Source organism: Colwellia sp., from assembly GCF_013215345.1.
In the GTDB taxonomy this organism is placed as follows: domain Bacteria; phylum Pseudomonadota; class Gammaproteobacteria; order Enterobacterales; family Alteromonadaceae; genus Colwellia.
The window spans coordinates 1-23411 of sequence record NZ_JABSOV010000045.1 but is presented as its reverse complement, the minus strand read 5'-3'; the positions used below and the strand labels follow the sequence as shown (position 1 = coordinate 23411).

Sequence of the window (23411 nt, the reverse complement as noted above, 5' to 3'; positions counted from 1 at the left end):
TATTATCTTTACTTGCCTAATAAGGTGAAAATCTTCTTAGCGATATCGGTATTATCTAATTGGCCGCTAAACTGTTCGCTGTGTTTACCAAATGCAAATACCGGCACATCTATTCCGGTATGACCTGAAGTGGTCCAGCCAGTATTAGTGCGTTTATCAATGATTGCTAATATTGCTCGGCGATAGAACTCTTTAAGTTCAGGCGCCTTTTTCTCTGTTTTTTCTGTCGCACTAAGTAATAAATACTGTGCCTTGGCTTGCTGATGGCTAGAGTCAATCTCAGTTATATGCTGGAATTCCTCTGTGTTTAACTCAAAGTTAAGCCACTGATTAATTTCCTTATGATTTAGCTGGTCTTTAGCGATGATTTTTTTAGCTATTGTTGCTGGTGAATGTACCATTGTGCGTAACACTTCTGGATCCCAGCGATATTCTTTATTAGCCGCTAAGGTAAAACCGCCAGTGCTGTGATCCGCCGTTAATACCACTAAGGTATCGGGGTTTTTCTCAACGAATACTTCTAGATACTCCATTAATTTAGCAAGATCGTCCATCTCATGCATGGCTGTGGCAATATTATTATCATGTCCACCCCAATCAATTTGGCTCGCTTCAACGAGCATAAAAAATCCGGCGTCATTTTTAAGTTGTCCGGTAGCTGCTTTTGTCATCATGGCTAGTCGGTGTTTATTACTGTCATCCAGTGCCCAAGGCAAGCCAAAGTCTGCAAATAAACCCAAAACCGGTTTATCATTTTCTAGTCCAGCTAACTGTGAGTAACTGTCAATATATTGAAAGCCCGCTTGTTTAAATTCATTAACGATATTGCGATCGTCGCGAATATAGTTGGTCCAGCCGCCACCAAAGTAGACATCTGCTTTGATACCGTTATCAATATAACTATTAGCTAACTCATCATAATTTCTTCGACTTTCATTGTGCGATAAGTAAGAAGCGGGTGTGGCATGGTTAATACGAGAAGTGACTACCACGCCGGTCTTTTTGCCTTGTTGCTTCGCCCATTCAAGCACGGTTAGTAATGGTTTTTTATTTACATCTACACTAATGGCGCCATTATAGCTTTTTACTCCGGTAGCCAGTGCTGTTGCACCGGCGGCAGAGTCAGTCACATAACCTGAAACGGGTGCCGGGTATGTACTGCTAAGACCTTTTAGATGTCTTTCAAAAACGGTTTGCTCTATTTCAGCTGTTGAAGGATCATCGTTAAAGTATCTATATGCTGAGGTATAAGCTGGCCCCATGCCATCGGCAACAACCATAATGATATTTTTCGGTAGGCCTTGTTGACTTACCTGTGCATTTTGCTCGCTATTGGCAGCAAAGGCATTATTAGTTGCTAGACCAACACAGCTCAGTAAGGCAAATGTCGAGAGCAAGGTGGTTGATAATTTAGGGCTAAATAATTTCGAGTTATACACTTTTGAACTTAACTTTAAATTAAGTTTCAAATTAAACTTTGAGCGAGACATAAGGGTACCAGAGAATGTGAAAAACGCTTAATTCTAAACAGTCACCTTGGTTTTGTCTACTTAATAACAAAGAGTAATAATTCAACAGCATACCCTTTAATAAACATCTTAGTATGCCCGTTAAACCGGTTATAATTCTGCTGGAATGAGCTTAACTACATAAAACAAGCAGTCATTTATCGCGGTGTTTTTATTGGTTGTTGCTTTAAAAAGTCTCAGGTTATGCCGGCAAACTAACTGATTTTCACGGGCATAAAAATACTCGTTTAAGACGTTAGCACCACTTTTATCAATAAGTTGTAAATTATCTAAGCCATTACCATCAATCCAACCTAGCATTTCATCTTGGTGAGCACTGCCAAAATTAAAACACTCAATATTGTCTTTCAAAGTAACGCCACTATAGCCTTCGTCATGTTGCGCGTAAGAGAGTTCTGTTGCTGGTTTTAGTTGCAACCTTAACGGTCGATAAATGACTTCTACCGGCTTTTCTTGGTGGATATAGCCAATATTCTCACAGCTGGCTACTAGGCTAATGCCGGAAAAAGCAATTTCATGGGCTTGTTCGTCTTGGCAACCGCCGCATTCAATAGTAATAAATGGGCAATTAAAATCTTGCTCCATTATCGAGCCCATAGTTAAATCGGATAAAATTAGCGTTTGGCAAAAAAGTGAAGCCAGAGATAAGGTTTCCGTAGTCACCACTGAACTAACCGCAAAGGTTGGTCCTGAGCTTGACGAATTATGAAGGTCGATCACCATTTCTGGCTCGACCTCTTTAATCGCCCGTTCAATCAATGATGCTCGCTGACAATAACCTCTTTGTCCCTGGAGACATTCAAAAGAGCAGTTTTTACCAAAACAGCGGTTAATATCCATCCCTCCTTCAATATAGCGTCGGCTAAAAAGAGGGCGAGCAGTAGCGGCTTCCACCGAGCAGATAATAAAACGTAAGTTGCTCTCGGGTTGTTCTTGCGGCAAAACTTCAGTTAAATAGCGATGCATGGCAATTAAACCCGAAGGCTCATTACCATGGAGTAGTGTGGTAAATACCCGGAACTTTTCTTGATTTTCCCCCGATACATCAATAACAGTTGGGCCTGTCATCGATAAAAGGAACTGTTCGTAATTCGCATGCAAATCTTGCCATGTTGGATCGTTTAAGTAGTTAATTTCACTAAAATCTATATCCATAGTATTGCCTAGGTTATTTTTTGTTTGAGGTAACATCCTTTTAGAATCAATAAGCTTGCCATAGTTGTACCATCTAGGGTGTTGATTAAGGTCAATAAAGTGTAGTAAAGAGGTGATTTATATTTATTTGGCGGTAAACTAGCAGTACATTTGTATAGAACCTTTATAGAGATACTGCTATGAGTGAAGAAACCATTTTTTCCAAAATTATTCGCCAAGAAATTCCCACGCCATTGTTATATCAAGATGAACTCGTTACCGCCTTTAGAGACATTTCTCCTAGAGTCGATAGTCATATTTTAATCGTGCCTAATAAACTCATTGCCACAATTAATGATGTAACTAGCGAAGATGAGTTGACCTTAGGGCGTATGATTACGGTTGCTAAAAAACTAGCCAAAGAGGAGGGTATTGATGAAAGTGGTTATCGTTTAATTATCAATTGTAATAGTGATGGCGGCCAGGAGGTTTATCACATTCATATGCATTTGCTCGGTGGTCAGCATTTAGGGCCAATGTTATCTTGTTAGGTCTATATCCTGACAGAGTGTTATTTACCCACTAGTCAAAATGTTTTGTCGGGCATGTGAGATGGCTCTTAATCGGTGATAGCCTATCTTTGAGCCTAATGGTCATGCCTTAGGAACCATGTCGTCAGTGCTAAAATATAAGATGACTTATCGGCTACTTATTATGCTTATTATGCGATAAGTCGCTAGTTTCCCAAGGTCAAAGGCAATGAAATCATTTAATTATTAGCGCATACTTGCTTATAGCATCCTTTAAATGGTTACTTTTGTGAATTGGAAAGAATTACTAGAAAATAGAAATCGCTTATTTTGGCTAGCACACACTGCGGGCTGGTTTGGCTTTGCATTTGTGCATTATCTTGGCTCATTACAGCATGATTTGCGTGATATATTTGTGATAATTATCTTTCTTAATGCTTATGCCGGTTGGTTGTTTACTGTACCGCTGCGTTATATTTATCGAAAGGCGTGGAACTTTCCTCCCATTAAAATTGCCCTAGTAGTGATACTGTCATCCTATTTCACTGGCGTATTATGGCAAATAGTTAAAAATATTAATTTTTGGGAAATTTATAAACACGGCTATGAACCTAAGTTTTGGTATATGTATACCCGCTCAACGTTAGGGTCTTTTTACATTATTTTAAGTTGGAGTGGTTTATATTTTGGTAGTAAATACTATCAAATGCTGCAAATAGAAAAACAAAATGTGTTAAAAGCGAATGCTGTGGCACATCAAGCACAGTTAAAAATGTTGCGCTATCAATTGAATCCTCATTTCTTGTTCAATACCCTTAATGCTATTTCAACGCTTATTTTGGTGGAAGAAAATAAAACCGCTAATTCCATGGTGACCAAACTCAGTGAATTTCTCCGCTACTCATTGGATAAAGACCCATTAAAAAAAGTCAGTTTACAAACTGAAATACAAGCTGTACAACTGTACTTGGCGATAGAGCAAGTACGATTTGAAGACAGGTTACAGCTAGATTTTCAAATAAATGATGATTGCCAAGCAGCCTTAGTGCCGAGTATGATTTTACAGCCCTTAGCTGAAAATGCGATAAAACATGCCATTGCGGTACAAGAGCAGGGTGGGAAAATTACTATTTCGGTACAGCGCTTTGCCAACGACTTGTTAATTGAAGTCGCTGATAATGGACCCGGAGCAGATATTATTAATGGCAATTTACACCGAGAAAGTGGTGTCGGTTTAGTCAATACCCGTGAACGTCTACAAGCTTTATACCATGAAAAATTTTCGTTAGTTGTTTCCCATAACCAACCTTCAGGTGTTAAAGTAAATATACGTATGCCATTTGAGCTAAGCTAATAATAACAATATAAATTGTTCACATAGGTTAGCACTGCGCTGTTGTTTACCGGAACTAATAACTTAGGGATTTTTTATGTCACTATCAACCATTATTGTTGATGATGAACCACTGGCTCGTAAAGGTTTAGCTATACGTTTACAAGCTCACGATGATATTAATGTTATTGAGCAATGTTGTAACGGTAGAGAGGCATTAGAAGCCATACGGGCTTATCAAGTCGATCTAATGTTTCTTGATATTCAAATGCCTGGTCTTAATGGTTTTCAGGTACTTGAAAGTATTATTGAGCAGGGATTAAGTATGCCTGTCGTGGTCTTTGTTACCGCATATGATCAATACGCATTAAAGGCTTTTGAAGTGCATGCGTTGGATTATATTTTAAAACCAGCCGACGAAGAAAGACTTGAGCAGACCATTGAAAAAGTACAACAATACTTTAAAAGCAGTGCTGATAGCGCACATAAATCGAAATTAGTGCGTTTAGTGAGTGATGTTACCGGTAATGATTACCAGAAAATATTAGCAGAATTAGAGAACAATCAAGAATTAACCTTATCTAGCTATTCCGATGTCTTGGCAATTAAGGATGCTGGTGAAGTGAATCGTGTGCCGGTAAAAGATATTCTTTGGATTGATGCTGCCGGTGATTATATGTGTGTTCACACCTTGGAAACTAAGCAAAATACTTTACGAGAAAACACCTATATCCTTAGAAAAACCATGAAAGAATTAGAAGCGTGTTTAGATCCCAAACAATTTATCCGCAATCATAGATCGACCATAGTGAACAAGAAGGTGATTGAAAAATTTTGCAGCCAAGTCAATGGCGAGTATTTTCTCGTATTGAAAAATGGTAAAGAATTAAAAGTGAGTCGCAGTTATAAAGATAAAGTAAAGCAGGCAGTGAATAGTTAGTTTGTAACTGAACTTCACTTAATGTAACGAGACATAGCAATAAAAAAGGCTAGATGTTGATAACATCTAGCCTTTTGTCACTTACTATTTAGTCTTAGCATTTGGAGCTACTTGCTAAGGTTCTTTTTAGTGACGGTTAATACTTTTAAGGTATTTGATGCGCCAACGGTTTCCATGGTATCACCGTGCGTTAAAATTAACTTATCTCCTACGACTAAGTCAATGTGACCACTGACCGCTTTTAATATCTCATTAGATAAATTGTCATTGTTAACATCGGTTGAATCAAATTCAATCGGATAAACACCACGGTAAATTGCCGTTTTATTCAATGTTTTTGCATGACGAGATAATGAGAAAATTGGTAAGCCAGAGGTAATACGTGACATTATTTTACTGGTTTGACCTGACTCAGTTAAGGCGATAATCGCTTTAACACCGTCTAAATGGTTGGCGGCATACATAGCTGATAAAGCAATTGTTTCTGACACTTCACTGAAGGTAAGTTCAATTCTATGGCTGGAAATATTTACTGAACGATGTTGCTCAGCGCCTAGACAAACATTTGCCATCGCTTTCACAGTTTCAACAGGATATTTACCTGCTGCTGTTTCGGCCGATAACATTACCGCATCCGTACCATCTAATACTGCGTTCGCTACATCCATAACCTCAGCACGTGTTGGCATAGGCTGTTCAATCATGGTTTCCATCATTTGTGTGGCAGTGATAACTACCCGGTTAAGTTGACGAGAACGAGCGATAATATGTTTTTGTTTACCTACTAGCGCGGCATCACCAATTTCAACACCTAAGTCACCACGAGCTACCATAACAACATCGGAGGCTAAGATAATACCATCAAGGATTTTATCATCATTAACCGCTTCAGCACGTTCGATTTTTGAAACTAAACGAGCATCACAACCGGCTTCTTGAGCAAGTAAACGCGCTTCTATCATATCTGCTGCATTACGTGGGAAAGATACGGCAAGAAAATCAACATCAATTTTAGCGGCAAGTTTAATATCTTCTTTATCTTTAGCAGTAAGTGCTGGTGCAGTTAAACCACCACCTTGACGGTTAATGCCTTTATTGTTTGATAAAGGGCCGCCAACGGTTACTTCTGTAAATACCGAAGAATCCGAAGTAGATAATACTTTTAATTGCACACGGCCGTCATCTAGTAATAAAACATCACCAGTGCTAACATCTTGTACTAATTTTTTGTAATCAATACCGACTTTTTCTTGGCAGCCTTGACCTTTTTCTAGGTTGGCATCTAATTCAAATTTATCACCAATGGCTAATTTAATCGGGCCATTTTTAAAGGTAGAAACACGGATTTTAGGACCTTGTAAATCACCTAAGATACCAACATAAATGCCAAGCTCTTTTGCTATTTCTCTGACATTGTTTGCTCTATCAATATGATCTTGCGGAATACCATGAGAAAAATTAAGTCTAACTACATTTACACCCGCAGCTAAAACATTCTTTAAAACTTCTCTATCGTCAGTTGCAGGACCTAAGGTAGCAACAATTTTTGTTCTTCTAGGCATGTTAATCCTCTTACGTTTTTTGATTACGTTTTAATAGGTTTATCGATGGTAGTACTGATGGTTGAAAGATATTTCCAAACATGAGCGACTATATATTTAGTATTTCTTTCTAATTTTTATTATTAATCTTTTCTTTCAAAGCGTGAACTTCTTAAGCTATCTTTTACTTTTTTCAAGTTGTCTCTAAATTTACTACCACGACGTAAAGTAAAGCCGGTGGCTAAAACATCAATTAGGGCGAGTTGAGCGATACGCGATGACATAGGCATATAAAGGTCAGTATCTTCACAGACATCAACGGTAAGCACTATGCTACATTCCTTAGCCAGTGGTGTACCTTTAGTGGTAATGCCAATAACAGTGGCATCGTTTTCTTTTGCTAAACTGGCCACTTCAACCAGTGATTTTGTCCGACCTGTGTGCGAAATCACAATAACGACATCACCCTGGCGACTATTTATAGCACTCATACGTTGCATTAATATGTCATCAAAATAAACAACTGGCACATTAAAGCGGAAAAACTTATTTTGCGCATCATGGGCAACAATGGCCGAAGCACCTAAACCAAAAAAGGATATTTTGTTGGCTTGGGTTAATAGATCAACCGAACGATTGACATCATTTGCGTCTAAGCTTTTACGGGCTAATTCAAGACTGGCCATGGTAGATTCAAAAATCTTGTCGGTATATTCTTCTGCGCTATCATTTTCATCGACATGACGGTTAACGTAAGGCGTACCATTGGCTAAGCTTTGCGCTAGATGTAATTTAAAGTCAGGGTAGCCTTTAGTGTCTAAACGACGACAAAACCGGTTAACGGTAGGCTCACTGATATTGGCTTGTTTGGCAAGTGCTGCAATACTAGAGTGTATAACGGTGCTTGGTGACGCTAAAATGACTTCTGCTACTTTACGTTCAGATTTACTGAGCGTGTCTAGTTCGTTAGTGATCTTTTCTAATATATTCATTATGGACTGATCCTAGATCTTGTTTATCTTCATTTCTAAAGTAAGTTTTAAACGTTATTTCAATGATAGCCTGCATCAATTAACAGGCTATTTTGTCTATACTGTAATTTATTTTCTGCTTAAGGAACAGAAAAAATGAAATTTTATTTCATAATGTAGGGTGAAAAGAAGTCAAAATAGGCAGAATGGTTACTCTTCAAACTGCACAGTATTTATCTCAATGGCAGTCATATCAACATTATGACTAATCTCATCTTATATATAAGCCAGTTATTCTCTGTGAAAGTTATTTGTGTAGTAAAATTACAAAAAGTTCTTTACTGTCAGCTAAACAAGCGCTAAATTAGGCTTATATGTAGTTTAGTTACAACTAATTTTTTTACGGTAAGTTCACTAGCGCCTAGGCTTGAGTGCAGGTTTAAGTAAAATTAAAGCAATAAATTTTATATAAGAGAAATGCTATGAGTAAGTTAAATGGTCAAGCAGCGAGTGAAATCGTCATTTTTGGAGCCTTAGGTGACTTATCACGACGTAAGCTATTACCCGCTCTCTACCAATTGGAAGTCTGTGGTTTAATCAATAAAGATAGCCGTATAGTAGGTGCCGCAAGACAAGAGCATAGTCTTGAAGAATTCAAAAATATAGTGGTCGAAAATTTAAATAATTTTGTTAAAGAAACAATAGATGAGCAAGTTCTGGCACGTTTCATTAATCGTTTGGTTTATCAACAATTAGATTTTAAAGAGGCTAGCTCATTTAATCAACTCGCTACGGCCTTAGCTAATGGCAATAGTGCCCGTGTTTATTACTTTTCAACGCCTCCGGCTATTTATGGTGATATTTGCCAGGGCTTAGCGCACGCCAGTTTAATTAACGATGCTGATCGTGTTGTTATGGAAAAGCCCATTGGTCACTCCCTTGAGTCTTCTATTGAAATCAACAATCAAGTTTCACAATACTTTACTGAAAAGCAAACTTACCGTATCGATCATTACTTAGGTAAAGAAACAGTGCTAAACCTATTGGTATTACGCTTTGCTAATTCATTATTTACCAATAATTGGGACCGTAACAGTATCGACCATGTGCAGATCACAGTAGCAGAAAGTGTTGGTATTGAAGGACGTTGGGGCTTTTATGACGAAGCAGGGCAATTGCGCGATATGGTACAAAATCACTTGTTGCAAATATTGTCGCTATTGGCCATGGAGCCACCAGCTGACTTAAGTGCAGAAAGTGTTCGCGCCGAGAAACTAAAAGTCGTTAAAGCCTTAAAAGCAATTAACCGAGACAATATTAAAGATAAAGTTGTTCGTGGCCAATACAGTGATGGTTTCTTAGAAGGCAAACCCGTACCTGGTTATTTAAATGAAGAAGGGGCTAATACCAACAGTAATACCGAAACATTTGTTGCGATAAAGGCCGAAATAGATAACTGGCGCTGGAAAGGTGTACCATTCTACCTTCGCACCGGTAAACGTATGCCGAAGAAACACAGTGAAATAGTGGTGCACTTTAAACAACAACCTCATAATATTTTTAAAGACAGTTACAGTGATTTACCCGCCAATAAATTAACCATTCGTTTGCAACCGGATGAAGGGGTTGAGTTACAAATGATGAATAAGATCCCTGGTATAGCTTCACAGATGAATATTCAAGAAAATAAATTAGATTTAAGTTTCTCTGATACCTATGGCGACGAGCGAGTTGTTGATGCTTATGAGCGTTTAATGCTAGAAGTGTTAAATGGTAATCAATCATTGTTTGTTAGTCGTGATGAGGTGGAAGCGGCTTGGATTTGGGCGGATAGCATTATCGACGCTTGGAAAACTACTAACGAAAAACCAAAACCTTACGCTGCAGGCTCTTGGGGGCCAGTATCTTCTATTTCTCTAATCGCGCGTGATGATCGCCAGTGGGTTGAATAATGCACCAGTTAACAGAGTTCTCAACACGAAATGAATTAGATGTCACTTTGGCACAATCAGTCAGTGAAATCCTTGCACAAGCAATAAAACTTAAAGGTAAAGCAAGTATCGCCGTTTCAGGAGGTTCAACACCGAAAGGATTTTTTAAGGTGTTATCACTAAGTGATATTGACTGGTCAAAAGTGACCATCACTCTAGCGGATGAACGTTGGGTAGCCATTGATAGCCAAGACAGCAATACGCGTTTAGTACATGAAAATTTACTACAACATAATGCTGCCGCAGCTAAATTCTTCCACTTAAAACAAGGAGAAGAATTTAGCGAGGAAACACTCATCGATTTAAATATTGCTGCCAAGGCGACTTTATTACCCCTTGATGTGTTGATTTTAGGCATGGGTGAAGACGGTCATACTGCTTCATTATTCCCCTGTAGCGACGAAATCAATGTTGCTCTTGATGAGAAAAACGATGCAGCACTCATGAAAGTGCAACCTAAAACAGCGCCGCATCAACGTATCAGTTTTACTTTTGCTAGCTTAATCACCAGCAAAAATATTTTCCTTCATTCATGTGGAGAAGGAAAGAAGACGGTATTAACACAAGCGTTAAATGGTGATGATCCGTTTGAAATGCCGATTAGAGCATTTTTACAGCACCCTAGCTTAAACACTCAAATTTTTTGGGCTCCATAACTCACTTGTTAAATAATACCAATAACATTAAGTTCGTGATCTTGTTGTGCATAGGAAAAATAAATCAGGGCAAGGCGCTCGATTGAGTAATAGCTGGCTATTGGGATTGAGAGCAACGCAGACTTGGAGTGTTTTAACCAGCACAAGTGGGCCGTAATTTAATGAAATTGGTATAAGTTTAAGTATTAAATAAAATTAAAAGTATATAAGTTGAGAGAGTAAATGAAACAGCAAATAGTAGATATTACCGATAGAATCATAAAACGTAGTGCTAAAACACGTGCTCAATATTTAGCAAAAATTGACGCGGCAAAATCAGACACAGTACATCGTGCAGGTTTATCATGTGGTAACTTAGCCCACGGGTTTGCTGCTTGTGGTAAAGAAGATAAAGCATCGTTACGCGGCATTCAACACTCAGATATCGCTATTGTCACCTCTTACAACGATATGCTTAGTGCCCATCAACCCTACCAGGCATACCCTGATATTATCAAGGCGGCAGTTAAAGATGCCGGTGGCGTGGCACAAGTTGCTGCGGGTGTTCCTGCCATGTGTGATGGTGTAACACAAGGGCAGCCGGGCATGGACTTGAGCTTAATGAGTCGTGATGTTATCGCAATGGCTACAGCAATTGGTTTGTCACACAATATGTTTGATGGTGCAGTAATGTTAGGCATCTGTGACAAAATTGTCCCGGGTTTACTGATCGCAAGTATGACATTTGGGCATTTACCTATTGTATTTGTTCCTGCGGGGCCCATGCCTTCAGGTCTACCAAACAAAGAAAAAGCCCGTGTGCGTCAGCAGCATGCTAAGGGTGAAGTAGATGAGGTAGCGTTACTTGAGGCTGAATCTGCATCATATCATTCTGCCGGTACTTGTACTTTCTTCGGCACAGCAAACTCTAACCAGTTAGTTGTTGAAGTGATGGGTTTACATTTACCAGGAGCCTCTTTTATTGCACCTAATACCCAGCTTCGTGAAGAATTAACAAAAGCTGCTGCTCGTCAGGCGACACGTTTAACCCAGCAGTCGGGTAACTACATGCCGATTGGTAAAATGGTAGATGAACGTTCAGTTGTTAACGCAATTGTTGCCTTATTAGCAACGGGTGGCTCAACGAACTTGGTCATGCACATTATTGCTTTTGCTAAAGCGGCTGGCATCATTATTAACTTCCAAGATTTTAATGACCTTTCTGAAAGCGTGCCTTTATTAACACGCATTTATCCTAATGGCCATGCTGACATCAATCAATTCCAAGAAGCTGGTGGTATGGCGTTACTGTTCCGTGAACTCATTGAAGGCGGACTTGTATACGAAGATGTTGAAACCATCTGTGGTCGCGGTTTAACTCGATACACTAAGAAACCTATTCTAGATAATGGACAGCTTAAGTGGGTTGATTGCGTTGAAAAGTCACTTGATGATGCAATTATTGCCACCGTTGCTAAGCCATTCAGTTCTCATGGTGGTTTACGCGTGATGAAAGGTAATTTAGGTGTTTCTGTTATTAAAACGTCATCACTTAGAGAGGGCAGCTTTGTCATTAACGCTCCAGCGGTTGTTTTTGAAGATCAACATGAATTACAGGCGGCATTTGACGCCGGTGAACTCGAAAAAGATTTTGTTGCCGTAGTCAGGTTCCAAGGCCCTAAAGCACGTGGTATGCCTGAATTACATAAATTAACGCCATTGTTAGGCGTGCTGCAAGACAAAGGCTTTAAAGTAGCCCTTCTTACTGATGGACGTATGTCTGGCGCTTCAGGTAAGGTACCTGCAGCCATTCATTTATGCCCTGAGGCACTTGACGGTGGTTTGATTGCTAAGGTTCAGACCGGCGACATGATTAACCTCAATGGTGAAACAGGTGAGTTAACATTGCTTGTTGATGAGCAGGAATTAGCCAATCGCAAGACGGCAATATTTCAAGTTAATGGTCATCATGAAGGTATGGGGCGTGAGTTATTTGGCTTTATGCGCCGTAATTTAAGTTCAGCTGAAACCGGAGCCTGTTCTTTATTTGATTAGGTTCAGTTAAAGAAAGTTACCCACAATTAATGACCGCATTAACTGCTGCCATTTCAGCTAAAAAGTTTAATACAAGTACTCGCTAAACACACTTTGATAGTGTTTAGCGATAATAATTAAAAAGAATCTAGTGATACTTATCTATAGGGTAAGGCTCGCAATGAAAGATAAAGAGGATTTATGACAGTATCAAGAAATTGGCAAATTATGCCAAAGGACCTTTTCAACATGGGACCAATTGTTCCTGTACTCGTAATCAATAACGTTGAAGAAGCGCTGCCCATTGCGGAAGCATTATTAGCTGCGGATGTTAAGGTGTTAGAAGTGACCTTACGCACACCAGCTGCGCTTGATGTGATTAGTATCATTGCTAAAGAGTTGCCAGAAGCAATCATCGGCTCAGGTACAGTAACTAATCGCCAGCAGTTACAACAGTCTTATGATGCGGGTGCTAAATTTGCGATTAGCCCAGGTTTAACTAAGGATTTATTACAAGCGGGTAATGAAGGTAATATTGCGCTAATTCCAGGTATATCTTCAATTTCAGAGCTTATGGACGGCGCTGATTATGGTTATGACCACTTGAAATTTTTCCCTGCCGAAGCATCGGGTGGTGTAAATGCTATCAAATCAATTGGCGGACCTTTCCCTGACATTCGTTTTTGCCCAACCGGCGGCATCAATTTAAATAATGTTCGTGACTACTTAGCCTTACCTAATGTTGTTTGTTGTGGGGGGTCATGGTTAGTTTCAAGTGATATCGTTGAGAATAAGGCTTGGTCTGAAATTACTAAATTAGCTAAACAAGCATTAGCGCATGTAAAATAGCCTTGCCATAAATGTAAACGTTTAGTTTTATCGGTAAATATTTACTGCTTAATAAGAATTAAAAAAGCCAGTCATGCTGAATAATGACTGGCTTTTTTGATGTCGTTTTAAAGACTGCTCATAATTATATTATTACTAAAGCTGTAACGATTTTATTGGTTGTTTTGTGCCATTTTTAAACGTTCAGCCATTGATAAAGGCTCATCTTTAGCTTTCTTTGCCTCTACTTTTTCTACTTTCTGTTCTTTTTCAATCTTGTCTACTTTATTATCGCCTTTAAATACCGACTTCATCATATTTTTCATGCCATTGAAGCTGTCTTTAGGTGAGTGATTGGCTTCGTATGTGTCATATAAAAGTGATTTGCTGGCGGGCTTCTCTGTTTTCTTAGCCGATTGTTTAACTTCTTTCTTATCAGGCGCTTTTACCGGCTCTTGTACTGCAATTGCCGCTTCTTCAACCTTAGTTTCGCGTCTGTGAGGTGTTGCTAATTTCTGTTGAGCAAGTTTGGCTTTGCTTGCATGAGCACTGTCGGCTAATGCTGTACTTGTATAGTCTTGTGGCATCGCTGTACTTTGATTACAAGAGGGCATAAAAATGTCATTAGAGCTCATTCTATGTGCAAAGTCGTCAACAACTTCAGACATTTCTGTTTCTGCAATATGCACCGCGTCTTTAACTTGCGATAGCTTACGGCTTAAACTTTTGTATTTTTTCTCGATGTTATCGATAGCACCTTTAACATCATCATTTAAGTTTTTCGTTAAGTCTTTATAGTCGGCAATTTGTTGTTCAAATTTACCTAAAGATGATTGACTGTGATTAATACTGTCGTCAATTGAGGTTAACTTTGCTTCTAAGCGTTGTTTTTTAGCTAAAAATTTGTCAGAAATTTCTTTTGGAATTGATGGCGCTTGTACTGTTGGTGGTAGTACGTCGACAAACTCACTAATACAATTGACCGGCTTCCATTGATTAAATGAAGGGTGCCAGCCATATACATTGGGGTTGCTGGCTAAATAATCTTTTGCTGCATCTAAGTCTAATGGGGCAGTTACTTCGCCATTATTTGAAAAAAACCATTTTTTCATTGTAAATACTCTTATCTGTTAACTTTAGTTTTATAATTAATCTGATGAACTACTTTGTTATTACTTAAACAATATTCAGTTATGAGTAATCAGTTTTAATTACGTTAGCTAGGTTCTTTTGTAGAGAGGCATACTGCTCTTCAATGGTCTTAACTACCACTCTAACTTCTTCCGTTAAATTATGAGCAATTTGGCCAAAATTATCTAAGTCAGTATCTATTTCATATAAAGAGTCGGAAGTCGTTTTAATCGTTTTATCTATACGTTCTAAGGTGGTAATTAATTCTTTTTCTTCACCAATTAAATCATCAATAAGGTCACTCGGGATCTCTATTGGCGGAGGAGGAGGGGTGATAGTGCTTTCAAATTCATTAATACAACTAACCGGGACCCAATGAGTATAAGAAGGGTGCCAAGCATATAAATCTGGATTTTTAGCAATTAAATCGTTTGACTCTTTTAGCCCTAGAGGACCTGTTACTTCACCATTGTCAGAAAAAAACCATTTTTTCATAATAATTATTACTCTCTTTTTTATCCGTTACCTTACTATCCACTAGGTAACAATTATGACCTATATCATTTATGAACAGCTGGTCTTCTACTATTTAACTATTTAACGTTAGCCTAGACCAACAGTCAAGCTATTTTGTTAATGCTAAGTTATAGTCCTGTATAACCTTTCTAGATTACCATCCATATAGCTTGTAATATAAATGTACTATTTTAAAGGCATAATTAACATACCTTTTTGCTTTAATTGAATAATAATTATTGTGATTAAATCAGCGGAAATGTAGACAAAAAAAAGCCAGTTATAAACTTTATAACTGGCTTTATATTTTTCGCAAGTGTTTTGCTAAGGCTTAGTTGCCTGCGCGCTACTACGGTTCACAACATCAGCCGTGATAGCCGTTCTACCTGATGATTGATGAGCTAGTCGCTCGTTATCAGCCATAAAGCTTGTTGGTATGTCTTTAATGGTAGTGATGGTTTCTGTTTTTGTCATTGGCGCCGTTGCACGACCAGAAAGGCGATTTGCTTTCTTCACTTGTCTCGCTAGCTTTTTATCCTTTGGAGCCGATTTTTTAGCTACAGGAGCTGTTTTCTTAGCGGGTTTAAATTTTACCTCAACCTTTTCTTCTGGCGCTTTGGTGTTGGTATCGGCTGTTTCAGTCGCAATAGCTACCGGAGTAACAATACTTGCCGTTTCTGGCTCAACAGTTTGAGTAGCTTGATTTGCCACCACTGATTCAACTTTAGTTTCAACAGTAGCTTCGACAACTTCTGTTTTCACTTCAGGTGAAGTTTCTTTAGTCGTAGCAATATATTCTTGTTGCTCTAAAGGTAACTCTTGCTGAACTTCAGTCACTGATTTAGCTTCAATTACTGGTTCAATTACTGGTTCAATTACTGGTTCAATTACTGGCTCAGCAACCGCAGCGGTTGAAACTTCTTCGGTTTTCGGCGTATCTATTACTACAGGAGTGCTTAACTGTTCTTCAACAGCTGTTGCAACGGGCGCAGCATTCACTTGTTCAACGACAGCTTCTTTAACAACTTCTTCAGTAGTTACTTTAACTTCATTTGTAGTAGTCTCTACCGTTTGTTGTTCTGCTATTTCTGTAACCGCAGTCACAGGGTAGCGCGCTGCTACTGATTCATCGGTAGGTACCGGCTCAGCGGTCAATGCTTGCCCTACTGGTGAAGCTTCAGCATTATTCTCAGTACTGTTATTACGACGACGACGTTGTCCATTTGCTCTTAGGTGTCTAGGTGAACGTCTATTGCGTGGTCTGTCTTCATTATTTACTTCGACATTAACTTCGACGTCTACCGCTGGCTTGTTAAGCTGTGCATTATCAGTCGTTTTAACGGCTGTTAAAGATTCTGCTGACTCGGTAGCTTTATCTGCAGACTGAATACGTATTTTTTTACGATTCGTTCTACGTTGACGACGTTCAGTATTTTTCTCTTCTTTAACAACATTATCTTTATCTAGGTTGTCATTTTTACGGGCTTGTCTCTTCGGTTTAGTCTGTTCGTCAGCACGTGCAGGACGAGGACTTCTTGATTCATTAGCACTGTTGGTCGAGTGAGTAGCAGAACTATCACTGTTTCGATCATTCCGATCATTTCGTTCAGTACGGTCATTGCGATTACGGTTGCCACCACGACTGTTACGACGTTTACCTTGTTGACTGTCACGTCTACCTTGAGAACGTCTAGGCTTATCAACTGGGCTGCTCTCTTTAACTTCTTCAACAACTTCTTCAGCAACAAAAAGCTTCTTCAACCAAGCAAAGAAGCCACTAGGTTTCTCTTGCTTTGCTATTGTAGTGTCGTCAGCTTTATCTGCCTTGTCACTAGGTCTAGGAGCACGTGTCGGCGCTGTCATTCCTTGAATTAACGGTTCGTCACGCTTCGCTGCAGATTTATCAAACTTAGGCATTTTAGCTTCTTCAAGTTCAGCTTCTTTTACCGGTAATTCATAACTTGCTTCAACGACGGTTTCATCATTCTTAACACGCAGCACTTCGTATTGCGGAGTATCCATATGTGGATTAGGAATGATCAAAACTCTGACATTATGATGTTTTTCAACATGCATAACTGAGCGGCGCTTTTCATTTAATAGATAGGTAGCAACAGGTACAGGTACTTGTGCTTGTACCTGCAAGGTATTGTCTTTAATGGCTTCTTCTTCCATTAAACGTAATACTGATAAAGCTAAAGACTCAACACCACGTACATGACCGGTACCACTACAACGTGGACATACACCTTGGCTAGTTTCACCAATAGAAGGACGTAATCGTTGGCGAGACATTTCTAACAAGCCAAAGCGAGATATTTTACCTAATTGGATACGGGCTCTGTCTTGGTGAACAGAATCACGCATTCTATTTTCCACTTCACGCTGGTGACGAACCGGAGTCATATCGATAAAATCAATAACGATTAAGCCGCCCAAATCACGTAAACGTAATTGACGAGCAATCTCTTCAGCTGCTTCTAAATTGGTATTAAAAGCAGTTTCTTCAATATCACTACCTTTAGTGGCACGCGCTGAGTTGATATCAATAGATGTCATCGCTTCTGTTGGGTCAATAACTATTGAACCGCCAGAAGGTAGACGTACTTCACGCTGAAAAGCTGTTTCAATTTGAGTTTCAATTTGGTAATGAGTAAATAAAGGTACATCACTGGTGTAAAGCTTTATCTTGTTTAAGAAGTCAGGGCGAACCACTTCAATGTGTTTTTTAACACTTTCAAAGGTTTTAGGGCGATCAATTAATACTTCACCAATATCACGACGTAAGTAGTCACGAATAGCACGTAAAATAAGGTTTGTTTCTTGATGGATTAAGAAAGGGGCAGGGCGACTTTTTCCTGCATCGCTGATTGCTTGCCAATGGTGTAAAAGTACACTGAGATCCCAAGCTAATTCGTCATAATCTTTACCAACACCCGCGGTTCTTACGATTAAGCCCATGCCTTTAGGTAATTCTAACTTACTTAAAGAATCTTTTAATTCGGTACGTTCATCACCTTCGATACGACGTGAGATACCACCTGCACGAGGATTATTTGGCATTAAAACGAGGTAACTACCGGCGAGACTGATAAATGTAGTAAGTGCAGCACCTTTTTGGCCACGTTCTTCTTTATCTATTTGAACGATGACCTCTTGGCCTTCACGCAACACTTCTTTAATGTTTGGGCGGCCTTGAAAGGTATAGCCTTTAGGGAAGTATTCACGTGCAATTTCTTTCATTGGTAAGAAACCATGGCGGTCAGCGCCATAATCAACAAAAGCTGCTTCTAATGAAGGTTCAATACGGGTGATTTTTGCTTTATAAATATTAGATTTTTTTTGTTCGTGACCAGGGCTTTCAATATCTAAATCGTAAAGTTTTTGGCCATCTACTAGTGCTACGCGCAATTCTTCAGATTGGGTAGCGTTAATTAACATACGTTTCATAGTTTGTCGGACTCATTTTTAGTCACAACACACCATTTGCTTAAGACACAAAGCAATCTGTTTTTCTGCTAACAGCAGTTTGTCAACCTCACGGTTGTCACGGTTAACCTGTCATTAAACCAAGTTAAGCTGTTATAAATTCTGATTGTTTTTATATCATCGCCTTAACGTTAGCTAGGCAATGCTAATTTATTTCTTTATGTGCTCAGCGTGTGTGCTGTGCAAAATACCAGCTTAATCGCTCCGGTATTATTTTATAATAATTGCTTTATGGTGCTGGGCTGATAACAAATTAAAATCAAGATGTTAAAACTGTTTATGCTTTTTTGACAATCTACAACGGTTAAATAATCAATAGTGATCATTTACTGTGTCAATTAATACAATAGGCCGTACTATCAATATGTCGTATTTTTATTTAGTTAACGCTAATTTGTTGCAATTAACAAAATATAATTTCGCATAAAAATGTGGCCGCAATTTGCCTCTTACGTCTCTCTTTAAAGCTTCTAAGGTTAAAATTGTTACGTTGATTAGCCTGTGTTGATTTTTTCATAAGGCTAGTTAATACGGTGTTAGCGTTAAATATCAACTAATAACCCTTATATTATCCCACTATCTTTACTTATTAGCTAATAATAAAGGAAGTTAATTACATTATTCGCTAAATAAAATGTGTTAAACTGCCGTTATGAAAGAAATAAACACTCAAAAAGCTAATCACGTGAATAAAAATAAATCAAACCATCAACAACGTCCTGTTGTAAAAAAGACACAGCATGCCAACAAATCTGTTGTAAAGAAGATAAAGCATTCAAATAAGCCTGCTATAAAAAAGATACAACAAGCAAATAAACCTGTTGTAAAAAAGATCCAGCATGAAAAAAAACCTGTTGAAGATACTGCGCAAATTAAAAGTGCAGAAGAAGTGGAAAGGCCTAAGGTGCGTTATATCACTATAGATAATGAAGATGCAGGGCAACGTATCGACAATTTTCTATTAAGAACCCTTAAAGGCGTGCCTAAAAGCCATCTTTATCGCCTTATGCGTAAAGGTGAAATCAGGGTTAATAAAAAACGAATTAAACCAGTTTATAAGTTAGCCATTAATGATGAAGTACGTATTGCTCCGATTAGAGTTTCTGAACAAAAAGATGCTGTTTCTACGGGATTAAGTATTGTTGCTAATTTAGAAAAGCAAATACTGTTTGAAGATGACCGATTAATTGTTATTAATAAACCTTCCGGTATGGCAGTACACGGCGGTAGTGGTTTGAGTTTTGGCTTAATTGAAGCATTACGTGCGTTAAGACCAGAAGCGCGGATGTTAGAATTGGTACACAGATTAGACAGAGATACATCAGGTTGTTTACTTGTCGCTAAAAAACGTTCGGCCTTACGCAGTTTACATGAGCAGTTTCGTGATAAAAATGTACAGAAATTTTATCACGCCTTAGTTAAAGGGCATTGGCCAACTAAGTTGACACGTGTTACCGAAGCGTTGAAGAAAAATGACTTAAAGTCAGGTGAGCGTGTTGTCGTTGTTGATAACCAACACGGTAAAGAGTCAGAAACACGCTTTAGGGTGTTAGAACGTTATCGCGGTGCAACCTTAGTAAGGGCATTTCCTGTCACAGGAAGAACACATCAAATCCGCGTTCATTGTCAAACGAGTGGTCATTGCATTGCCATGGATGCTAAGTATGGTCATGAAGACTTTGATGAGCAAATGAAGAGTAAAGGCTTAAAGCGATTATTCTTACATGCGGCGAGTATTGAATTTACTCACCCTGTAACGGAGCAACGCATGAAAATTGAAGCACCATTAGAGGCAAGTTTAGAGCGATTGTTATCTAAACTGGTAAAAGAATAAACGCTATGCCTGACCTTATGCCTGAATATAAGCCTAAATATAAATTAGTTATCTTTGATTGGGATGGCACCTTGATGGACTCCATTGCTCGTATTGTTTCGGCAATGCAAGCCGCTGCACATCATTGTCAATTAGACATGCCAACAGCAATGCAAGTAAAAGAGATCATTGGCTTAAGTTTACCTATCGCATTGGATATTCTCTTTCCGCATAGCTCCCAATCGCAATTGACCGCGATGCTCAGTCAATATAAATATCAATATGTCGAGGGTGATAATCCGCCAGCCCCTTTATTTGATAATGCACTGTCACTGCTAACTGCGCTTAAGGATAATAATACACTGCTTGCGGTAGCAACAGGTAAAGGGCGGCAAGGTTTACAACGGGTTTTTTGTGATAGCCAAACTGAGCACTTCTTCCATGCCTCACGCTGTGCCGATGAAGCGCGGTCAAAACCTGATCCGCAAATGGTCTTAAGTCTATTGACAGAACTGAACATTTTACCCGAGCAGGCTGTTATGATTGGTGATACTAGTTATGATATGCAAATGGCGCAAGCAGCGGGAGTTGATAGGATTGGTATCACTTTAGGAGTGCATGATAGAGAGGTATTAAACCGTTATCAACCAAAAGCCATTGTTGACTCTTTGGCAGAGTTGCAGCAGTTATTACTGCCTGCTTAGGGGCCGCTAACGCCTTATGATTTTATGCACGAGTATCTGCAATGACACCTAATATAAAGGCAGCCCCTAAGGGGACTGCCTTTATCATTTCTATACTCTATTAATGAATCTTGTTTTGCTCGGCCAATACATCGATACCCTGTTGTTTTAATAAGGCAACTAGCTTAATTAAGGGTAAACCTATTAAAGTATTTGGATCATCACCTTCAAGTCGACTAAATAAACATATTCCTAAACCCTCACTTTTAAAGCTACCAGCGCAGTTATAAGGTTGCTCGGCTTGAAGGTAATTAGTGATTTCCTCTAGGCTTAATGGTTTAAAATGCACGATAAAGGGCTCGACTAAAGCCGCCACAGTATCTTTTTTACTGTCATAGACACAAAGCCCCGTATAAAAGGTAATGCTTTTACCGCTAAATTTAGTTAATTGTATAACCGCATTGTCAAAATTATGGGGTTTTCCAATAATTTCTCCTTCACATACCGCTACCTGGTCTGAACCAATAATTAAAGCACTTGGGTACTGTGCGGTAACCGCTTTTGCCTTTTCAATGGCAAGGCGCTCAACTAAAGCCTGTGGTGATTCACCTTGCTGAGCACTTTCATCAATATTAGGCTTTGCGCAGTTAAACGGTAATTGCAGTTTTTCTAAAATGGTTTTACGAAATACAGAGGTAGAGCCTAGCACTAAGGTTTTCATATTGAGCCTTTAAAATGAGAATGATGAGTTGAGCAGGTAAAGTTAACGCAATTGATTATTTAAATGACAAACGTTGTCTAAATAAACAATTATTAAGCAATTATTACTATTATTGGAGCTATCTTGAGCTTTTAAACAAAATAGTGCAATTTTCTTTTGACACTTGCCTATAGGGACTATAATATGCGCGGCTTATGCAGAATCTTAAACTTCCAATAACAATTAGCCCATCCCGTAGTGCACAGCGCAGACTTGTGTGTGAAGGTGCGTTTAAATTGTCAGATATGACTCGATTACTTGCTGAATGCGAAAGCCGAAGCGATGAAGTCAAAGTTAGTGTTAAGTTTGATGTCGATGAACGTGGTTTGACAGTAATGTCAGGTACGAGCTCGACATTAGTTGCATTAACTTGTCAGCGGTGTAACGAAAATTTTGACCATAAACTTAAAGTAGAGTTTACTTTTAGTCCGGCCAAAAATGAGGAAGCCGCTGAAAAAATTCCGTCATATTATGACGTAGTAGAATTAGATGAAAATGGTGAAGTAAACTTACGCGAATTAATAGAAGAAGAGTTCATGCTTATTCTTCCATTAATTCCACGGCATAAAATTCGAGACTGTCCAGCAGATGCTGATTCAGTTTGGGGTGAATTGCCAGAAGAGCTTGAGAAGCCAAATCCATTTGATGTATTAAAACAATTCAAGTAGTTAATAAGCATACAGCCCTTTAACTAATAACCGATTTAGGAGAAACTCATGGCAGTTCAAAAAAGCAAAAAGTCTCGTTCAAGACGTGGCATGCGCCGTTCACATGATGCAGTTACACCAGAAAACTTATCAGTAGATCCAGTATCAGGTGAAACGCATCGTCGTCACCATATAACGGCTGATGGCTTTTACAAAGGCGTTAAAGTAATCGCTGTTTAAGCGATTACTTTGTTATAGTAAAATAGTTTAGGCTTCGCGCTTGAGCTTATATACTAATCTAACCATCGCGTTAGATGTTATGGGGGGCGACCAAGGCCCCTTTATAACAATTTCTTCAGCAATAATGGCGATAAAGCAACAGCCTAAATTGCACCTCATTCTTTGTGGTGATGAACTCATCATTACAGAAACTCTTGCTCGTCTCCATATTTCTAAAGAAAAATTAACTACTCATAAACAATTAAGTATTTTCGCTACTTCACAAGTCGTCTCTATGACCGATAAACCTATTGTGGCTTTGCGTACTAAAAAAGATTCATCAATGCGTAAAGCGCTTGATCTCGTTCATGACGGGCGTGCACAAGCCTGTGTCAGTGCTGGTAATACCGGTGCACTATTTTCAATGGCACACTTTGTCTTAAAGAACTTACCCGGGGTCGAACGCCCAGCACTTATTTCATCCCTACCTACCCATGATAAAGATAAACATGTCTTTATGCTTGATCTAGGCGCCAATGTCTTTTGTGACTCTCATGTATTATACCAATTTGGTGTTATGGGCTCAGTAATGGCCGAGCAAGTCGATGGCATTACTAAACCGCGCATTGCTTTACTCAACATTGGTGAAGAAGCCATTAAGGGCAGCGATCATATAAAACTTGCCGC

The 23411-nt window shown here is 38.9% G+C and carries 20 protein-coding genes; 12 read left to right on the top strand and 8 right to left on the bottom strand.

All coding sequences use genetic code 11. From position 1 onward, the window contains the following. Positions 1-8: 8 nt before the first annotated feature. The gene (locus tag HRT50_RS08915; RefSeq protein WP_291613567.1) at positions 9-1439 is read right to left on the bottom strand and encodes an alkaline phosphatase; all 1431 of its coding nucleotides are present in this window, start codon (positions 1437-1439) and stop codon (positions 9-11) included. A 180-nt stretch (positions 1440-1619) separates the two neighbouring features. Further along, the gene (locus HRT50_RS08910) at positions 1620-2684 is read right to left on the bottom strand and encodes a succinylglutamate desuccinylase/aspartoacylase family protein (RefSeq protein WP_291613565.1); all 1065 of its coding nucleotides are present in this window, start codon (positions 2682-2684) and stop codon (positions 1620-1622) included. 179 nt (positions 2685-2863) lie between these two features. Here HRT50_RS08910 and HRT50_RS08905 point away from each other — a divergent pair, with 179 nt between their 5' ends. From HRT50_RS08905 to HRT50_RS08895, 3 genes are all read left to right on the top strand, one after another. Beyond that, on the top strand, positions 2864-3214 hold the full coding sequence (locus tag HRT50_RS08905) for an HIT domain-containing protein (protein ID WP_291613563.1): 351 nt from the start codon (positions 2864-2866) through the stop codon (positions 3212-3214). A gap of 268 nt (positions 3215-3482) precedes the next feature. Further along, the gene (locus HRT50_RS08900; protein ID WP_291613561.1) at positions 3483-4547 is read left to right on the top strand and encodes a sensor histidine kinase; all 1065 of its coding nucleotides are present in this window, start codon (positions 3483-3485) and stop codon (positions 4545-4547) included. Positions 4548-4623: 76 nt separating this feature from the next. Further along, on the top strand, positions 4624-5466 hold the full coding sequence (locus tag HRT50_RS08895; RefSeq protein ID WP_291613559.1) for a LytTR family DNA-binding domain-containing protein: 843 nt from the start codon (positions 4624-4626) through the stop codon (positions 5464-5466). 107 nt (positions 5467-5573) lie between these two features. Here the strand turns inward: HRT50_RS08895 and pyk are convergent, their stop codons facing one another. Together pyk and HRT50_RS08885 are read right to left on the bottom strand one after the other, a co-directional pair. Continuing rightward, a complete protein-coding gene (pyk, locus tag HRT50_RS08890; protein WP_291613557.1) occupies positions 5574-7028 on the bottom strand; it encodes a pyruvate kinase in 1455 nt (484 codons plus the stop codon). Between the two features lie 122 nt (positions 7029-7150). Next, positions 7151-7999: a MurR/RpiR family transcriptional regulator gene (locus HRT50_RS08885; RefSeq protein WP_291613554.1), complete on the bottom strand. Its 849-nt coding sequence runs from the start codon at positions 7997-7999 to the stop codon at positions 7151-7153. Between the two features lie 461 nt (positions 8000-8460). On the opposite strand from HRT50_RS08885, the gene zwf reads away from it, so the two are divergent. From zwf to HRT50_RS08865, 4 genes are all read left to right on the top strand, one after another. Next, entirely contained in the window at positions 8461-9930 is a 1470-nt protein-coding gene (zwf, locus tag HRT50_RS08880) for a glucose-6-phosphate dehydrogenase (protein ID WP_291613552.1), read from the top strand. Next, positions 9930-10625: a 6-phosphogluconolactonase gene (pgl, locus tag HRT50_RS08875; protein ID WP_291613551.1), complete on the top strand. Its 696-nt coding sequence runs from the start codon at positions 9930-9932 to the stop codon at positions 10623-10625. Before zwf ends, pgl begins: the two co-directional genes overlap by 1 nt. Positions 10626-10847: 222 nt before the next feature. Then, positions 10848-12659 carry a phosphogluconate dehydratase gene (edd, locus tag HRT50_RS08870; protein WP_291613549.1) on the top strand — a complete coding sequence of 604 codons (1812 nt, stop codon included), beginning with the start codon at positions 10848-10850 and terminating at the stop codon, positions 12657-12659. A gap of 180 nt (positions 12660-12839) precedes the next feature. Continuing rightward, positions 12840-13487: a bifunctional 4-hydroxy-2-oxoglutarate aldolase/2-dehydro-3-deoxy-phosphogluconate aldolase gene (locus HRT50_RS08865; protein WP_291613547.1), complete on the top strand. Its 648-nt coding sequence runs from the start codon at positions 12840-12842 to the stop codon at positions 13485-13487. Between the two features lie 152 nt (positions 13488-13639). On the opposite strand, the gene HRT50_RS08860 is transcribed toward HRT50_RS08865, so the two are convergent. The 3 genes from HRT50_RS08860 to rne all read right to left on the bottom strand — a co-directional run bounded on the left by HRT50_RS08860 (position 13640) and on the right by rne (position 18563). After that, positions 13640-14578, bottom strand: a complete 939-nt coding sequence (locus HRT50_RS08860) for a DUF4339 domain-containing protein (RefSeq protein ID WP_291613545.1) — start codon at positions 14576-14578, stop codon at positions 13640-13642. A 79-nt stretch (positions 14579-14657) separates the two neighbouring features. Continuing rightward, positions 14658-15092 carry a DUF4339 domain-containing protein gene (locus tag HRT50_RS08855; RefSeq protein ID WP_291613543.1) on the bottom strand — a complete coding sequence of 145 codons (435 nt, stop codon included), beginning with the start codon at positions 15090-15092 and terminating at the stop codon, positions 14658-14660. A gap of 345 nt (positions 15093-15437) precedes the next feature. Next, the gene (rne, locus tag HRT50_RS08850) at positions 15438-18563 is read right to left on the bottom strand and encodes a ribonuclease E (protein ID WP_291613541.1); all 3126 of its coding nucleotides are present in this window, start codon (positions 18561-18563) and stop codon (positions 15438-15440) included. A 691-nt stretch (positions 18564-19254) separates the two neighbouring features. On the opposite strand from rne, the gene rluC reads away from it, so the two are divergent. Both rluC and HRT50_RS08840 read left to right on the top strand, forming a co-directional pair. Further along, on the top strand, positions 19255-20436 hold the full coding sequence (gene rluC, locus HRT50_RS08845) for a 23S rRNA pseudouridine(955/2504/2580) synthase RluC (protein WP_291613539.1): 1182 nt from the start codon (positions 19255-19257) through the stop codon (positions 20434-20436). 5 nt (positions 20437-20441) lie between these two features. Then, the gene (locus tag HRT50_RS08840; protein ID WP_291613538.1) at positions 20442-21119 is read left to right on the top strand and encodes an HAD-IA family hydrolase; all 678 of its coding nucleotides are present in this window, start codon (positions 20442-20444) and stop codon (positions 21117-21119) included. A 100-nt stretch (positions 21120-21219) separates the two neighbouring features. Here HRT50_RS08840 and HRT50_RS08835 read toward each other — a convergent pair whose 3' ends face one another. Further along, a complete protein-coding gene (locus tag HRT50_RS08835; protein WP_291613535.1) occupies positions 21220-21819 on the bottom strand; it encodes a nucleoside triphosphate pyrophosphatase in 600 nt (199 codons plus the stop codon). A 194-nt stretch (positions 21820-22013) separates the two neighbouring features. Between HRT50_RS08835 and yceD the strand changes: the two genes are divergently transcribed. From yceD to HRT50_RS08820, 3 genes are all read left to right on the top strand, one after another. Next, complete coding sequence (gene yceD / locus HRT50_RS08830) at positions 22014-22526, top strand: 23S rRNA accumulation protein YceD (protein WP_291613533.1); 513 nt, start codon at positions 22014-22016, stop codon at positions 22524-22526. A gap of 48 nt (positions 22527-22574) precedes the next feature. Continuing rightward, a complete protein-coding gene (gene rpmF / locus HRT50_RS08825) occupies positions 22575-22745 on the top strand; it encodes a 50S ribosomal protein L32 (RefSeq protein WP_011043108.1) in 171 nt (56 codons plus the stop codon). Positions 22746-22785: 40 nt separating this feature from the next. Continuing rightward, positions 22786-23411, top strand: a 626-nt coding sequence (locus HRT50_RS08820; RefSeq protein WP_367238865.1) for a phosphate acyltransferase, incomplete at its 3' end; no start/stop codon positions are given.

Excerpts from the sequence above, each read along its gene's own strand:
- HRT50_RS08910 (WP_291613565.1), bottom strand. The coding sequence starts at position 2,684 with ATGGATATAGATTTTAGTGAAATTAACTACTTAAACGATCCAACATGG.
- rpmF (WP_011043108.1), top strand. The coding sequence starts at position 22,575 with ATGGCAGTTCAAAAAAGCAAAAAGTCTCGTTCAAGACGTGGCATGCGC.
- edd (WP_291613549.1), top strand. The coding sequence starts at position 10,848 with ATGAAACAGCAAATAGTAGATATTACCGATAGAATCATAAAACGTAGT.
- HRT50_RS08855 (WP_291613543.1), bottom strand. The coding sequence starts at position 15,092 with ATGAAAAAATGGTTTTTTTCTGACAATGGTGAAGTAACAGGTCCTCTA.
- HRT50_RS08895 (WP_291613559.1), top strand. The coding sequence starts at position 4,624 with ATGTCACTATCAACCATTATTGTTGATGATGAACCACTGGCTCGTAAA.
- zwf (WP_291613552.1), top strand. The coding sequence starts at position 8,461 with ATGAGTAAGTTAAATGGTCAAGCAGCGAGTGAAATCGTCATTTTTGGA.
- HRT50_RS08905 (WP_291613563.1), top strand. The coding sequence starts at position 2,864 with ATGAGTGAAGAAACCATTTTTTCCAAAATTATTCGCCAAGAAATTCCC.
- rluC (WP_291613539.1), top strand. The coding sequence starts at position 19,255 with ATGAAAGAAATAAACACTCAAAAAGCTAATCACGTGAATAAAAATAAA.
- pyk (WP_291613557.1), bottom strand. The coding sequence starts at position 7,028 with ATGCCTAGAAGAACAAAAATTGTTGCTACCTTAGGTCCTGCAACTGAC.
- pgl (WP_291613551.1), top strand. The coding sequence starts at position 9,930 with ATGCACCAGTTAACAGAGTTCTCAACACGAAATGAATTAGATGTCACT.
- rne (WP_291613541.1), bottom strand. The coding sequence starts at position 18,563 with ATGAAACGTATGTTAATTAACGCTACCCAATCTGAAGAATTGCGCGTA.
- HRT50_RS08840 (WP_291613538.1), top strand. The coding sequence starts at position 20,442 with ATGCCTGACCTTATGCCTGAATATAAGCCTAAATATAAATTAGTTATC.
- HRT50_RS08865 (WP_291613547.1), top strand. The coding sequence starts at position 12,840 with ATGACAGTATCAAGAAATTGGCAAATTATGCCAAAGGACCTTTTCAAC.
- HRT50_RS08860 (WP_291613545.1), bottom strand. The coding sequence starts at position 14,578 with ATGAAAAAATGGTTTTTTTCAAATAATGGCGAAGTAACTGCCCCATTA.
- yceD (WP_291613533.1), top strand. The coding sequence starts at position 22,014 with ATGCAGAATCTTAAACTTCCAATAACAATTAGCCCATCCCGTAGTGCA.
- HRT50_RS08835 (WP_291613535.1), bottom strand. The coding sequence starts at position 21,819 with ATGAAAACCTTAGTGCTAGGCTCTACCTCTGTATTTCGTAAAACCATT.
- HRT50_RS08885 (WP_291613554.1), bottom strand. The coding sequence starts at position 7,999 with ATGAATATATTAGAAAAGATCACTAACGAACTAGACACGCTCAGTAAA.